Origin of the sequence: Acinetobacter sp. YH12021 (assembly GCF_013420145.1) — a bacterium.
Lineage (GTDB): Bacteria > Pseudomonadota > Gammaproteobacteria > Pseudomonadales > Moraxellaceae > Acinetobacter > Acinetobacter towneri.
The window spans coordinates 1-14,250 of sequence record NZ_VOYT01000016.1; the positions used below are offsets into that span (position 1 = coordinate 1).

Consider the following 14,250-nt stretch of genomic DNA (forward strand, 5'->3'; position numbering starts at 1 on the left):
CGCGACTCATGAGTGCTCGGTTATATGCGGGCCAATTGGTTGTGCGGTAGATTTTGTGTGTAGGCTTCTTCATTTGAAAATTATATCGCTGAAAAAGCCTTTACAGATAGGTTTGTGCAACAAAGCCGTGGTGAAGACCATAATGAGCCACTAAAGAGAGCCTTTTTGTTAAAGGATTTTAAATTAGCTAATCAGGACTCAAATATTAGCATTGAAAATATTGAGAATGATATTTGGCAGTTGAATGTTGATGAAACCGAAAACGGTAATGATAGCACTTTGGTTGTTAGTCGTTTAAAGCAAAAAGACATTCAAGACTTAATACAACAAGTTGCCCAAATGACAGATACAAGCCAAATTAATCAAATAGAAAGTTCTATTTTTAATAGTTTTGCAAAAAAAACTTTCTATCCAGTTGATGATACGGATCTAAGATCCTATATAAGGAAAATTGCTACGAGTTGGACTAGAGAGCAACGTATTTCATCAATTAAAAACTTACCTAAAGTTGCATCTTTGTTTAAAGCAAAAATTGATAGTTTGATGAATAGCTTCGCTTCTGAACAATTTAAATTTTTTGTGAGTAGCTCTCAAATAAAAGCTCAACCTTCATTTAAATTATCTCCTAAGTTATCTATCCCTTCAGTTCTACCACTAACTTATGAATATCAACTTTATGAGAAGGAGGCTGAAGCAAATAGCTTAGAAAAAAGCTTCATAGCGGAATTGGTTGGATTAAACAATATTTATTGGTGGCATCGTAATTTAAATAGAGGAAAAGGTTTTGCGATAAATGGTTATTTAAATAATCATTACCCTGACTTTATTATTATGACTAAGAGCAAACATATCATCCTGCTAGAAACAAAAGGTAATATGCTAGATGGATCGGACTCAAAGTATAAACTTCAGTTAGGCAATACTTGGGCAAATCTATCAAATTCAATGACTCTTTCATCTGATTACCGATTTAAGTATTTTATGGTTTTTGAAAAACAAACAGATCTAGAGAATGCTTATACCTTTAATCAGATATTGACGGTAATTAGAAATCTTTAAACAAGTAGGCGTGAAGGATAGTTGAACTAAACATTGATAATGGTCGGAATAGATAAAATTATTTGTTTTGTATCACTATATGTATCACATGATTTTATTTAACTTGAAAAACTAATATAAATCATGTGATTATGATTTTAGTTCAATTGACGCCACCCCACCAAATTCTTAAATTCATATGAAGTTACATAACTAAATATGACTAAAAAAGCCTTTAAACTCAATGTTTAAGGGCTTTTTTTATGGGTTTAGCGTCCAATGCTATCCAGAACAAATTGACCCAAATTTGAATAAATTGGGTCAAAATTGGGTCAATTTGACCCACAACTTTTGAGCATCGTTTACCACGAGTAAACACACTCTAAATGCAACTGTCATCAATCTGTAATATGACTTGCTTCTTCCTCATGTGATAATTCAACTTTATATTTTAAGGTTCAGGAATGTCAGCAAACATCAGCTTAAAGTATCTAAATTCATTGATCAGTGATGCTCAGACTAAAGGCAATAAAATTGAGAAAATATTATTGGGCTATAAGGCTTATTATTTTTTCATGTCAGATAGTGATTTCCATAAGGCAGTGACTAGCTCTGCACTCTCGCCAAGCAAACGTAAATATAAAGACCATAAAATTAAAGTGACCCAAGACGACTATCAAATTGAGGTAAAACTTCACGAAAAATGATCAGGATTGCTCACTTTTGCACAATACAGGTTCAAATCCACTTTTAGGATTTAAGCCTTTTTATTGGACGGTTTATTCATCTCCAAACATTTTTCGCTTTCATCCCCCAAACCGAATAACTCTCCCGCACAATAACAAAATAGATTATATTCTCCTTAATTGATAAAAAATTATGCGGAGTACACATGCAGGTATTTCCCTTAGGCAAGCGAACGATTTCCGTGATTGTGGTCATTGTAGCTTTGGTTTTATTGTTAATTTACGTAGTCTTACGCACAGGCCCATTTGCCCCTGTCAACGTCACCCTCACGCAAGCCAAATATCAATCCATTCAACCTAGCCTGTTTGGCATAGCTACCGTTGAAGCGCGTTATAACTATAAAATTGGCCCAACTGCAGCAGGTCGCTTAAAAAACTTAAAAGTAGATATTGGCGATAACGTACAAGCAGGACAACTGTTAGGCGAAATGGATCCTGTCGATCTAGAAGATCGTTTATTGGCTCAACGTGCGATAATCCAAAAAATTACCGCTCAGCAACAAGACACTCAAATCCGTCAAAATTTTGCGCAGCAACAAGTCAAGCGTTATCAACAACTGGCCAAAATCAATGCCACCAGCCAAGAATCTTTAGCCATTAAACAACAAGAGCTCGATTTGGCAACGGCGGCACTCAGCGCGATGCAACAAGAACTCAATAAAGCACGCGCAGACTTAAACACCTTACAAGCACAGCGCGATAATTTAAATTTAGTGGCCACAGCCGCAGGTGTCGTCACTGCACGTTATGCAGAACCGGGTTCAACAGTCGTGGCAGGTCAAACAGTACTAGAAATTGTCGATCCTAACTCCATTTGGATGAATGCCCGTTTCGATCAATCCAGTGCGATTGGTTTAGCTGCTGACTTACCAGCTCAAATTCATTTACGTTCACGGCAAAATAATGCTTTGGCAGGTCATGTGTTATGGGTAGAACCTCGTGCCGATGCCATTACCGAAGAAATTTTAGCTAAAGTGGTTTTTAATCAACCTCCAACGCCTCTTCCGCCTTTGGGTGAGTTAGCAGAAGTCACCATCAGCCTCGCACCATTGGCACGCAGCTTAACCATTCCCAATGCGGCAGTTCACCGTATCAATAACCAAGTAGGCGTGTGGAAAGTTGTGGCCGAAAAGCCGCAATTTGTTGAAGTTCAATTAGGACGTTCAAATTTAGCGGGCGATGTGCAAGTGCTCGTAGGCTTATCCGAAAATGATCAAGTGGTGCTGTATAGTGAAAAACCCCTACATGCCAAAAACCGTTTACGGGTTGTCAAGCAACTTGCAGGAGCAGCTAAATGATTAGTCTGGCAGGTCGTGATATTTTCCATTCATGGGGTAAATTTGTATTTACTGGCTTTGGACTCGGCTTGCTGATTGGTGTGACCTTAATTATGGCTGGCGTGTATCGCGGCATGGTAGATGATGCCAAAGCCCTACTGAATAACAGTGGTGCTGACCTATGGGTAGTGCAGCAAGATACACTTGGCCCTTATGCAGAACCTTCAAGTGTGCGTGATGATTTATATCGCAGCGTGATGAATATGCCCGGGGTGGCGCATGCTTCAAATATTACTTATTTAACCATGCAAGTGCATCATCAAGATAAAGATATTCGCTCGATGGTGGTCGGGATTCAAACAGGTGAACATGCGTGGAATAACTTGGGGTGGCCGCCACATTTATTGGCAGGACGTCAATTGACCCGCGGGCACTATGAAGCCGTAGCCGACATGAGTACGGGATTAAAGTTGGGTGATCGTATTAAAATCCGTCGTAACACCTTTACCGTGGTGGGTTTAACCCGACGCATGGTGTCTTCGGGTGGTGACCCGATGATTTTTATTCCGCTGAAAGATGCACAACAGGCGCAATTCCAAAAGGACAATGCTGCCATTTTACAAGACCGTAGACGAATTGCAGTAAACCCAATTTATAACCGCCCTGCTTATCCTGACTTGCTTGAAAGCGTACTCAATGCACAAAGTAGCAACCGTTATGTGAATGCTATTTTAGTCCGTTTAAATGCAGGTGCTTCAGCTGAAGAAACAGCAGCACATATTCAGCGTTGGCAACAACTAACAGTCTATACCCGCCCGCAGATGGAACACATTTTAATCAGCAAAATGATTGCCACATCCGCCAAACAAATTGCCATGTTTTTGGTGATTTTGGCCTTGGTCAGCGCCGCGATTGTGGCATTTATTATTTATACCCTGACTATGGACAAAATTCGTGAAATTGCGGTCTTAAAATTAATTGGCACACGCAATCGCACAATCGCTTGGATGATCTTGCAACAAGCACTCGCGCTTGGATTAATTGGGTTTGCTGTTGGTAAAATCAGTTCAACCTTTGCCGCACCATATTTCCCGAAATATGTCTTATTGGTTCCGCAAGATTCTATTTTTGGATTTATTGCGGTGATGCTGATTTGCATGTTAGCCAGTTTGGTTGCAATTCGGATGGCACTGCGCATTGACCCTGCCGAAGCAATTGGGGGATAACATGACACACGGCATTTTAATTGAAGGTTTAAAAAAGCGTTTTGGACAAGGTGACAATGCCTTTTATGCCTTAAAAGATGTCAAAATGCAGGTTGCACCCGGTGAAGTGGTTGGGCTGATTGGCCCCTCAGGTTCGGGTAAAAGCACCTTGCTCAAATGTTTAGGTGCCGTGATTGATCCTACCGAAGGACGCATGACTTTGGGCGATGAGGTGATTTTTGATCAACGTTGGTTAGTCAAAGACTTAAGTGCCTTACGCCGCGATAAAATTGGTTTTATGTTCCAAACCCCGTACTTAATTCCTTTTTTAAATGTTTTGGATAATGTAGCGCTGCTGCCGATGTTAGCAGGCGTAGCCAATGACATTGCCCGCGCCCGCGCATTGGAAATTTTAACGGCGCTCGATGTGCAGCATCGGGTACATGCCATGCCTGGGCAATTGTCTGGTGGTGAACAACAGCGTGTCGCCATTGCACGTGGTTTGATTAATCAACCGCCTGTGATTTTAGCCGATGAACCCACTGCACCATTGGATAGTGTACGCGCGATGACCGTGATTCGCTTATTACACGAAATGGCAGAAAAATTTCAAACTGCAATTATTGTAGTCACACATGACGATAAAATCATCCCTACCTTTAAACGCTTGTACCACATTCGAGATGGTGTGACTTATGAAGAACAAGGCGAAGGACGTCCTTTTAAGTAGGCTCTAAAGTTTTCAGCGCTGGAAACTGATGTTTTAGCTCAATATCAAAAGCAATAAAATATCTGCATTTCAAGTTACATGCGACACAATGCTAAAAAACGGTTGATGTGGTATTCTGATAGCATCAGAAATGCAAAAATATAATACTTACTAGCTTCATACTGTTCTTGGAATTTAATCAAAATACGCATATATTGATTAAATAGAGCAATTTATTCTTAATCCAAGAATTGACGCGCTAACCATGAAACTTAATCACCTAGAGGTTTTAGATATGTCAACTAGAAACCGAACCAATGAAAGTGAAATCGCTACAGCTGCAGCTGACGTTTTGCGTGAACGCTTCATTGCAGTAGCTCACAGTGATCGAGTACTTTATGTGGAAAATGATGCCTTAGTCAGCAAAACCCCGAATGGCAAACCAGTTTTAATCAAACAGTTATCTGGTCGGAACCCTGATCTAGCCCGCCAGTTTAATGGTCGCAGAACCTTTAAAATTAGAAAACGTAACATAGAGGCTACTGCAGAATAATTTATGTTGCCAAAAACACCTCGAATCAGAATGTTTGCGGGTCCAAATGGATCGGGCAAAAGTACGATGATTAATGGTTTAGATAGCCGTTTATCTAAATTGTTTTTGAATGCTGACAACCTTGAGCGCGATCTTAAAGCCACACCCATTCTTGATCTAAGTCAATTTGATATACGCATTAATGCAAACATATTGGTTGATTATCTTACTCAAGCAAGTCGACCACTAAAAAATGCAGATGGTACTCTAAGCAAAAGTCCTCTCCTCTCAGTAGATCCTGTGATTGATGGAAGCTTAATCGACTTAAGCGGGAACACGATTGATTCCTACCTCGCAGCCCGAATTCTTGATGTCATCCGTAAAGAGTTACTTACGCTTAAGGTTGGATTTACATTTGAAACCGTAATGTCTCATGAGAGTAAAATCGAGTTTTTGCGAGATGCTAAAACGCAAGGCTATCGTACCTATTTATACTTTGTGACGACTGAGGACCCTGATATTAATGTGGACCGAGTTAAACAACGTGTGAAAAATGGTGGTCATCCAGTCGAAGAAATTAAAATCCGTGAACGCTATTTCCGCACTATGCACATGTTGATTGATGCGATTGAAGTATCCGACCGAGCGTATTTATTTGATAACTCAAGTAATGCGACCAAGAATATGGCTTCTTATATCTGTGAAGTGACTAACGGAGATACATTGATCATTAATCCAGATTTTAAAGGAGAGTTTCCGATCTGGTTTGAAAAATATGTACTTGTTCATTTGGTTGATGAAGAATAAAAAAACCGCGCTTGAATCATTCAAACGCGGTTTTTTAAATATTCACAGGTCAGTAAACTGAACCCATCGGCATCTTACTCAGCCAACATTTTACTCAGTATTCATAGCCATTGTTGATTGACCATTGCTGCAATTTGCCATAATAGATTTCATCGTTGAACAGTAGGTCTGCTTTAGAGGCAGCATTACTTTCTTCAGTTGGGCAGAAACCATCATCACAATCGGCATCGACAACCCAGCAACCACGAACGAACAATACTTTATTGCCTTCTTGCTCCAGCTGTTTCTGAACGCGATCAATCGCTTCATGTAAGTCATCTGCGCCTAAATATGCGGTCAAATACGCATAAGAGCCTGTTTCATCGGATGCTTTGCGGAACTCGACACCCACACAAAATAAATGTTTTTTCATTCTTGGCTCCTTGTCATCTTATACAGCTAAACTAATCTTTAATTTGGTCTAGGTCTAGTGCTTTTTCTTACACTTAACAATACGTTACCTATTCACAATACTGCAGTTCAAAGTAAAAACATAGTATCCAAATATTAGACTTAAGCCATAATCGCTGTATAAATGAGGTAGAGCGCAACACCAATGACTGTTGTAGCAAATACCTTTTGTACAGTATTGCTATTCATGCGATGTACCAAAGTACGTCCAAGTAACATCCCGACAATACACGCCAGAACAAAGGTGATGGTGACTGCCATTGGGTACTGAAAGCCATCTAAAACGTGTGCTGAAATACTCACGCCACCAATCAGGAAAATAATCATCAAAGAGGTTGCGACGATACTGCGCATATCCAAATCGGTAAATTTACGCAATAACGGCACAATAATAAAACCACCGCCCACACCCAACAAACCCGTCAGCAAGCCTGCAATTACACCAACACCACCAAGCAAAGACGCCGTTTTAACATTCCAAATTAAGCGTCCTGTGTTTTGGTTTACCTTACACGGTGGATTAATTTGGTCGTTGACTTTATTAAAGAAAATACGATACGCCACAATAAACATGACCAGACTGAACGCCAGTGTTAACCAAATGGGCGGGACAATACCTGCCAAATGCACCCCGTAACGTGCAGATGGAATACTGATTAAGGCAATCCACAATGCAGCACGATAACGCACAATACGTTTGAACAAGCCTTCAACTGTGCCAACCAAAGCTGCCAAAGTGACTGCCAATAAACCCACGGGTGCAGCCTGCGCCACAGTCCAGCCTTGGCTTGCCATAAGAGCAGGAACGGCAAGAATACCGCCCCCTGCCCCTGTCAAACCCAGCAAAGTACCAATCGCCAAGCCTTCTAGGATTAACATCCACATGCGTATTTTCCCCTATTCCATCACTGTGTTGTGCTGTGCAAGCATTACTTGCCGCAAACTTTATTGGCAGGCAAAGCCACATCAATATGTTTTGGATAAGGCAGTTTTAAATTCTGCATGAGGGTAATAAATTCCGCTTTGGTGCGCCCTTGTCCTAAACGCGAGTTATTGCGTTTTTCCTGCCCAACGGTAGAAGACACACGCCCTTTGTAGTCATGCCCTGGGTACACCAAAGTGTCATCAGGTAAGCTAAAAATTTGTAGATGAATGCTGTCATATAAAGTCGCTGGGTTGCCTTCCTGAAAGTCAGTACGACCACAACCATCAATTAACAATGCATCGCCAGTGAATACCATGCCATCGACCACATACCTGGTACAGGCGTTGGTATGACCTGGGGTATAACGTGCTTCAATCAATAATTCACCCACACGAATGGCGCTGCCATCGGTAATGAAAATATCGCCACACACCACACCTGAATTACGATGTAATACAGTTTTACAACCAAAACGTGTTCTGAGTTCGTTGGCAGCAGTAATATGGTCAGCGTGTACGTGCGTATCTAAGCTATACACCAATTGCAAATCATGCTGTTCTAGAAAAGCAGCATATTGCTCAACCTCTGAAATTACAGGGTCAATCAGCACCGCTTCACGGGTTTGTTCAGATGCCAATAAGTAAGTATAGGTCGAGCTGTCAGCTTCAAAAAATTGATGAAAGATCATGAGATAGATACTGAGTTTTATATTTTGTTATTCTTAATTTTGCAAATATAGTGCCAACTTAATCTATTTTAAATATATTAATAAAATACAATATATTAAGAGATATTATTTAATTTAGATCATCCTCCATGTTTCACATCTGTTGCATTTTGTGTTTCAATTGAATCAATAATGAAACAAAAGATGAAACATCATGAATGCGATACATGACTTTGAACAACAAGCCAGTCTTGAAAGCTTTTTGTTTCATTTACAACAACTTTGTCCAGACAGTTTGCTCTATGTTTATGACGACATTGCTCAAACATGGATTTATGAATATGCACAAGATGCTTCTGTTTCTGCAGCTACGGGTAAAACATTAAAAAACCAATTATTGAAATTAAAACTACAATCACAATCAGCATCACAACCACAGACAGGTCTGCTGCAACTCCCGAATAGTGCTAAGGCATGGCACTACCACAGCTTAAATATTCGTGTCCATACAGCCGATTTCACAGGATGTTTATTCTTTCTGCAGCCTAGCGTTGCAACAGTGTCATCACAAACACTCACCCCATCTGCCCAAGCACAAAATAGTTTGGCGGAGTTTTTCCATAGTGATTCGCCACAAATGCAGCATATGTATTCCATTATTGAACGGGTAGCGATTACTGAGTTTCCTGTTTTGGTGCGTGGTGAATCTGGTAGTGGTAAAGAGTTGGTGGCGCAAGCAGTACATGCACGTAGCCAACGGCATGCACAAGTCTTTATTGCGATTAACTGCGCGGCTTTAAATGCCAATATTTTAGAAAGTGAATTGTTTGGGCATGTGAAAGGTGCATTTACAGGGGCAATTCGTGAGCATAAAGGTGTGTTTGAACGTGCTGCAGGTGGTACTTTATTTTTAGATGAAATTGCAGAAATTCCACTGGAACTGCAAGCTAAATTATTGCGGGTATTAGAAACGGGCGAATTCACCCCTTTGGGCGGTGAAAAAGCGATTAAATCGAATGTCAGAATTATTACCGCAACCCATCGCGCTTTACGTGAAGAAGCGCGTTTAGGCAGATTTCGCCAAGATTTACTTTATCGTTTACGGGTGATTCCAATTTTTGTGCCACCACTACGTGAACGTAAACAAGATATCCCTAAAATTGCAGCATTTATTTTGCAACAACAAGCCCAGTTTCAGGTCACGCCACATTTGACCGAGCAAGCACTGAAGGTATTAATCAATTACGATTGGCCAGGCAACGTGCGTGAATTAAAAAACACCTTGCTGTATGCCTTGACCATGTCGGCAGGTAAAATTGAAATTGATCAACACGATTTACCCGATGAAATTGTACATGCCAGTTTGAAACTCGCCACAGCTACCCCAACGCCACAACCTATTGAGCTGCCCATCAAAACCAACAATAAAGTAGATAAAGACACGCTGCAGGATTTACTAGAAAAATATCAGGGGCAAACCGAATTGGTGGCACAAGCCTTGGGCATTAGCCGAACCACCTTATGGCGTTATCGCAAAAAATATCATTTATGAGGCGGAAGTTTGCTGAATAAAGGACGCTTTGCTTTGATCTGCATATTCATAAATGGTGTCTAAATCTTTTTGAATGGCAGCTGCGACTCGGCTAGGCATCAACTGATTAAGTTTTACAAAGACTTTTTCAGGATAACCGACCTGATAGGATTGACGGTCTGTTTGTAAAAATTGATACAGTTCTTGTGCCACAAATTCAGGTGAATCCACTTTTGTACCCATTTTGATATTCATTTCAATCACATCGGGATTATTCATACTGGTATTGGTCGCGCGTGGGGAGAAATATCTAAAACGAATGGCAGTCTGACAATACTCTCGCGCCAACGCTTCAGTTGCACCACGCAAGGCAAACTTACTGGCGCAATAACTCACATAGCCAGGATAGCCGATGCTGCCAAAAGTCGAGCCAATATTGATGATCTGACTCGGCTGACTGTCCGACATATATGGAATCACATCCTGAATCAGTTGCAGCGGATAAGCCACATTGACCAACATCATTTGCTCAATGGTATCCTGTGATTGCTGCGCAAACAGACGAAAATCATTCATGCCTGCATTGTTAATATAGTAATGAATCGGCTGTTTTAATGCGGCAAGTGCCTGAATAAAATCATGACGACTGCTGGCATCAATTAAATCACAACGCAGACTGTGTAATTGCAACTGAGGATACTGCTGCGCCAGACTTTGCTCTAGTTGTTGCAAGGTGTCTTGCTTACGCCCAACCAAAATTAAGTTTAAGCCTTTTTCAGCAAAATGATGCGCAATCGCATGACCAATCCCGCCTGTTGCCCCGAAAATCACCGCAGTTAAATTTGACATAAAAGATACTCTCAATTTTAAGATATTCGATACAACTCAATTATAAAAATGCAAGATTCAGTCCCAAGCCCATACAAATATAGAGTTTACGATCTTCTAATGGCACCAATATTTCACGTCTGCCATGCATAAAGCGCTTGTTATCAATGAGCACCACATCACCATCTTGCCAGTCAATTTCTGAGGTTTCACGCTCGCAACGCTCTGCCAATTCTTCCAATAATTCTGCTTGGATTTCGCTGCCATCGGCAAAGTAAAAACGCGGCTTTTCGTAATTATAAGAAGGCCCCAACAAGGTATTGGCAAAGGCAGGCACAGCTTTTAAATTGTCATGGCGAATCATCGGCATGTTCAAGTCATACTGCACACCTTCATCATGCGCAGGACGAATCCGTTGTCCAGGAATCATCTCAATAAAATGAGCGAGTTCCCGCTGCCCGACCTGTGCAGCATCGGCAATATTGAGTGCAGTTGCCACATACTTTTGCCACATACTTTTGCCACATTACTTTAGGTAAGTAACGGCTGATGGTCATCGGTTCAGCAAATTTCTGTTTCAGTGTGTCAGGCAGTTTTTGCCATACCTCATGTCCATCACATAAAGTAGTCTGCGAACCACGCGAAGCACTTTTTTCACTAAAAAAAGCAATAATATCAGGCGGCATTGGGGTTGAACCATTTTCTATATGCAGTCCCATTGCCTGCGTACCTGCATCTACTTTTTGCGATTGTCGGGTCACATTTTCACGTGCAGGGTCATAGGTCAGCTTTTGGCAAATATTGCTCATCAGCCCACTAAACGCATTCACATCATAATGTTCATTTCTAAGTAAAACCCAACCGTGCTCCACCAAACGATCTTTAATTTGTTGTGGGGAATGTTTGAATTGCTGTTGTGCAATATTCATGTGATTTCTCTCTATCTCTATTGATGACTGACAGGTATGTCTATCTGTGAAACATCTCCAAGATCAGCCATTAAATACGTTGTAGGATGTGCCAAAGCTGTCTGATACTGTTGCTGAATGACTGCTCTACGCAATTTTCCGTTATCGGTTAACATCTGATTATTTAAAGAAAAAGGTTGTTCAGCACGGCACCAGTGTTTAATTTGGGCATAATCAGGCATACGGGTATTGGCACGATAAATCGCGGCTGCCAATTGCGCATCTGAACGATGTTCCTCGGCATAAATCACTGCAGATAATGACGGCTGCGCTTCACCAAACACGGCAATCTGTTGAATTTCAGGCTCACTCAAACTGTTCGATTCAACCCATTCTGGTGAAATATTGCGCCCAAAACTGCTGACAATAATTTGCTTGATACGCCCCGTGATATATAAATAGCCATCTTCATCAAAATAACCTGCATCGCCTGTGTGAATATCGGCTGATACCGCATCCTGCTCACGCCCAAGTTCATGCATATATCCCAACATGGCATTGCCCTTGACCACCACTTCTTGATTAGCAGCAATTTCGACTTGAACATGCGGTAATACGCGGCCAACACTGCCACTTCTGCGAGCTTCAGGCAGGTTTAAACTCACGACCGATGCACATTCAGACAGACCATAACCTTCATAAACAGGTAAATTGAATTGCTGACACTGCTTGAGTAAATCTGCAGACACCTTGCCACCACCCACGGCAATAAACTTCAAAGTGCGCAAGCCCAAATCGCCGTGTTGATGGATATATTCCACAATCGCTTTGAGCATTTGCGGCAATAAAATCACGCTTTCAATGCGATATTGCTGCACGGCATCGACAAAGCGTGAAACATCAAACTCATGGTTGGACAGCAAACCGAACTGGCTGACTTCACCCACCACCACTGCACGTCCCATGTGAAAAGGCACATACACGCCTGCGATATTTTCAAGCAATGTTGCAAATGGAATTAGACACAAATGCCGCCCAAGCTGGCTACTTTGTAATGCCTGACTTAAAGAGTGTGTAATTGAATTGATGGTGGCTTCTGCCAAACACACACTTTTGGGTGTACCTGTACTGCCCGAGGTATAAGTAATTTTTGTAGGCTGCTCAGCAGAATTTGGGGATAAATGCGGTTGTGCTGTTTCAACGCTTAGACGAAACAACTGCCCTTGATATAAATCTGATGGTGGCAAAACCTGTGCCTGAACTGCATCAATCATCTCCAACAAAGCTTCTGGAATAGCAGTATTTCCAATAGCCGAGTTAACATTGGACGGAGTATCGCTTTGTGCAGTATCCGTCAAAATACACAGCAACTCCGCTTGGCTGTCTTGCAGTAAATGTTGCACTTGTGCAGCAGTAAAAAATAAAGGCACAGGAATGACTGTCATTGCAGCTTTACGTGCGGCTAAATCGACCACAATCCAATCGGCCTGATTCACACCCGACAACGCCAAACGCTGTACTTGATAAGTTGCCAATTCTGCACTGAGCAACTCAACCCGTTGCTGTAATGTGGCATAACTCAGTGTGGTTTGTGCCGTCACAATTGCTTCACGCTCAGGGTCTGTTTGAGCATAGTGATTCAGGTTTTCAAATAACTCATTCATCTTTCAATTTCCGCCTTTCTGCATGACCTTAGGCATAAAAACAATATTGCTGTTGCGTGACCGCCAACGCTGCTGCAACGTCAATCGCCAGTACATAAGGCGTCTGTTGGTAATAACTGCCCCATTGATGCTGTGCATCGCCCAAGGCTTCGGGGTTGGCTTTTTCTAGTACCTGAAAATGCAAACCCATTTGCTGTAACACATAGCGCACTGCTGCTGTTCCTGTGCAAACTGCCCACGACACATTGTTCTGCGATAAGTGAAAGACCAAAAAAGCCACCATCAATTTGGCTTTGCTCATGTCTTGCGCTGCCAAGTTGCCAATTTCAACAATCTGCGCGCGCGTTACAGGCACTTGGCTCAATTGGGTTAAAATGGTTTCAATGGGTGCACCTAAATACTGTTCCAAAAAGGCTTGGTTTGCGCCCAATGGTTGCATGCCAATCACCACTTGCATGTCGTGGTTTACATAGCCTGCAAACAAGGTATCTAAAAAAGTATTTATGGATGCCTGATGGACTTTTTGGTATTTATCTCGAATAAAATGCTCTAATGCCAAGCGTTGTTTGCTAGCATCTTGGGTCACAGTTGTCACATTTAAATGTTGTGCTGTTGTGTGTGCTTGAATCACCGAGGCATAGCTGTGTAATACATCTAAATGTGGCTGTTCTAGGTTCAACTGTTTTGGGTTCGTTTGTGGTTTATACGGCTGCGCTACAGATGCATACCCGTTGAATTGTTTTTTATTTTTTTGCTGATGAAAATTCGCATCCAGAAAATGCGTTTGACTGGATGATTGAGCATCAAAATTAAATTTGATCATGTGCATCACATTGGATAGAAAATAACTCAATGCTCAAGATAGAAATCTAAACTTAAAGAAAACTTAAGTCGCTACAAACTGTCACAATTCAAAAAACTCTTCATGCACACAAAAAAAGGAGATGATCACTCAACTCCTTA

At 41.4% G+C, this 14,250-nt stretch carries 14 protein-coding genes and 1 pseudogene; 8 read left to right on the forward strand and 7 right to left on the reverse strand.

The annotated features are described in order from the left end of the window. Nucleotides 1-114: 114 nt before the first annotated feature. The 7 genes from FTT91_RS11310 (at nucleotide 115) to FTT91_RS11340 (ending at nucleotide 6,314) form a co-directional block, all read left to right on the forward strand. Nucleotides 115-1,059 (forward strand): hypothetical protein, encoded by a 945-nt coding sequence (locus FTT91_RS11310; protein WP_180169467.1) that lies wholly within the window; start codon nucleotides 115-117, stop codon nucleotides 1,057-1,059. 443 nt (nucleotides 1,060-1,502) lie between these two features. Further along, nucleotides 1,503-1,745, forward strand: a complete 243-nt coding sequence (locus FTT91_RS11315; RefSeq protein WP_004975383.1) for a hypothetical protein — start codon at nucleotides 1,503-1,505, stop codon at nucleotides 1,743-1,745. A 185-nt stretch (nucleotides 1,746-1,930) separates the two neighbouring features. Next, nucleotides 1,931-3,082, forward strand: a complete 1,152-nt coding sequence (locus FTT91_RS11320) for an efflux RND transporter periplasmic adaptor subunit (protein ID WP_167846193.1) — start codon at nucleotides 1,931-1,933, stop codon at nucleotides 3,080-3,082. Next, complete coding sequence (locus FTT91_RS11325; protein ID WP_136144179.1) at nucleotides 3,079-4,287, forward strand: ABC transporter permease; 1,209 nt, start codon at nucleotides 3,079-3,081, stop codon at nucleotides 4,285-4,287. The genes FTT91_RS11320 and FTT91_RS11325 overlap by 4 nt, the downstream gene beginning before the upstream one ends. Before the next feature lies 1 nt (nucleotide 4,288). Then, on the forward strand, nucleotides 4,289-4,996 hold the full coding sequence (locus FTT91_RS11330) for an ABC transporter ATP-binding protein (protein ID WP_096902281.1): 708 nt from the start codon (nucleotides 4,289-4,291) through the stop codon (nucleotides 4,994-4,996). Between the two features lie 274 nt (nucleotides 4,997-5,270). Then, nucleotides 5,271-5,528 (forward strand): hypothetical protein, encoded by a 258-nt coding sequence (locus FTT91_RS11335; RefSeq protein ID WP_004975373.1) that lies wholly within the window; start codon nucleotides 5,271-5,273, stop codon nucleotides 5,526-5,528. 3 nt (nucleotides 5,529-5,531) lie between these two features. Next, nucleotides 5,532-6,314 (forward strand): hypothetical protein, encoded by a 783-nt coding sequence (locus FTT91_RS11340; RefSeq protein ID WP_225543583.1) that lies wholly within the window; start codon nucleotides 5,532-5,534, stop codon nucleotides 6,312-6,314. Nucleotides 6,315-6,408: 94 nt separating this feature from the next. Here the strand turns inward: FTT91_RS11340 and FTT91_RS11345 are convergent, their stop codons facing one another. The 3 genes from FTT91_RS11345 to FTT91_RS11355 all read right to left on the reverse strand — a co-directional run bounded on the left by FTT91_RS11345 (nucleotide 6,409) and on the right by FTT91_RS11355 (nucleotide 8,377). Further along, on the reverse strand, nucleotides 6,409-6,726 hold the full coding sequence (locus tag FTT91_RS11345) for a hypothetical protein (RefSeq protein WP_004975369.1): 318 nt from the start codon (nucleotides 6,724-6,726) through the stop codon (nucleotides 6,409-6,411). 140 nt (nucleotides 6,727-6,866) lie between these two features. Next, nucleotides 6,867-7,649, reverse strand: coding sequence for a sulfite exporter TauE/SafE family protein (locus tag FTT91_RS11350; RefSeq protein WP_180169468.1), 783 nt, complete (start codon nucleotides 7,647-7,649; stop codon nucleotides 6,867-6,869). A gap of 44 nt (nucleotides 7,650-7,693) precedes the next feature. Then, nucleotides 7,694-8,377, reverse strand: a complete 684-nt coding sequence (locus FTT91_RS11355; protein WP_180169469.1) for an MBL fold metallo-hydrolase — start codon at nucleotides 8,375-8,377, stop codon at nucleotides 7,694-7,696. Between the two features lie 193 nt (nucleotides 8,378-8,570). Between FTT91_RS11355 and FTT91_RS11360 the strand changes: the two genes are divergently transcribed. Continuing rightward, complete coding sequence (locus FTT91_RS11360; RefSeq protein ID WP_180169470.1) at nucleotides 8,571-9,908, forward strand: sigma-54-dependent Fis family transcriptional regulator; 1,338 nt, start codon at nucleotides 8,571-8,573, stop codon at nucleotides 9,906-9,908. On the opposite strand, the gene FTT91_RS11365 is transcribed toward FTT91_RS11360, so the two are convergent. From FTT91_RS11365 to FTT91_RS11380, 4 genes and pseudogenes are all read right to left on the reverse strand, one after another. After that, on the reverse strand, nucleotides 9,903-10,736 hold the full coding sequence (locus FTT91_RS11365; protein ID WP_096902277.1) for an SDR family oxidoreductase: 834 nt from the start codon (nucleotides 10,734-10,736) through the stop codon (nucleotides 9,903-9,905). The two genes, FTT91_RS11360 and FTT91_RS11365, sit on opposite strands and share 6 nt — an antisense overlap. A 40-nt stretch (nucleotides 10,737-10,776) precedes the next feature. Beyond that, nucleotides 10,777-11,644: pseudogene (locus FTT91_RS14905) on the reverse strand (TauD/TfdA family dioxygenase). A 17-nt stretch (nucleotides 11,645-11,661) separates the two neighbouring features. Further along, on the reverse strand, nucleotides 11,662-13,287 hold the full coding sequence (locus FTT91_RS11375; protein ID WP_180169471.1) for an AMP-binding protein: 1,626 nt from the start codon (nucleotides 13,285-13,287) through the stop codon (nucleotides 11,662-11,664). A 28-nt stretch (nucleotides 13,288-13,315) separates the two neighbouring features. Then, nucleotides 13,316-14,110 carry a thermostable hemolysin gene (locus FTT91_RS11380; protein WP_180169472.1) on the reverse strand — a complete coding sequence of 265 codons (795 nt, stop codon included), beginning with the start codon at nucleotides 14,108-14,110 and terminating at the stop codon, nucleotides 13,316-13,318. Between the last annotated feature and the right edge of the window lie 140 nt (nucleotides 14,111-14,250).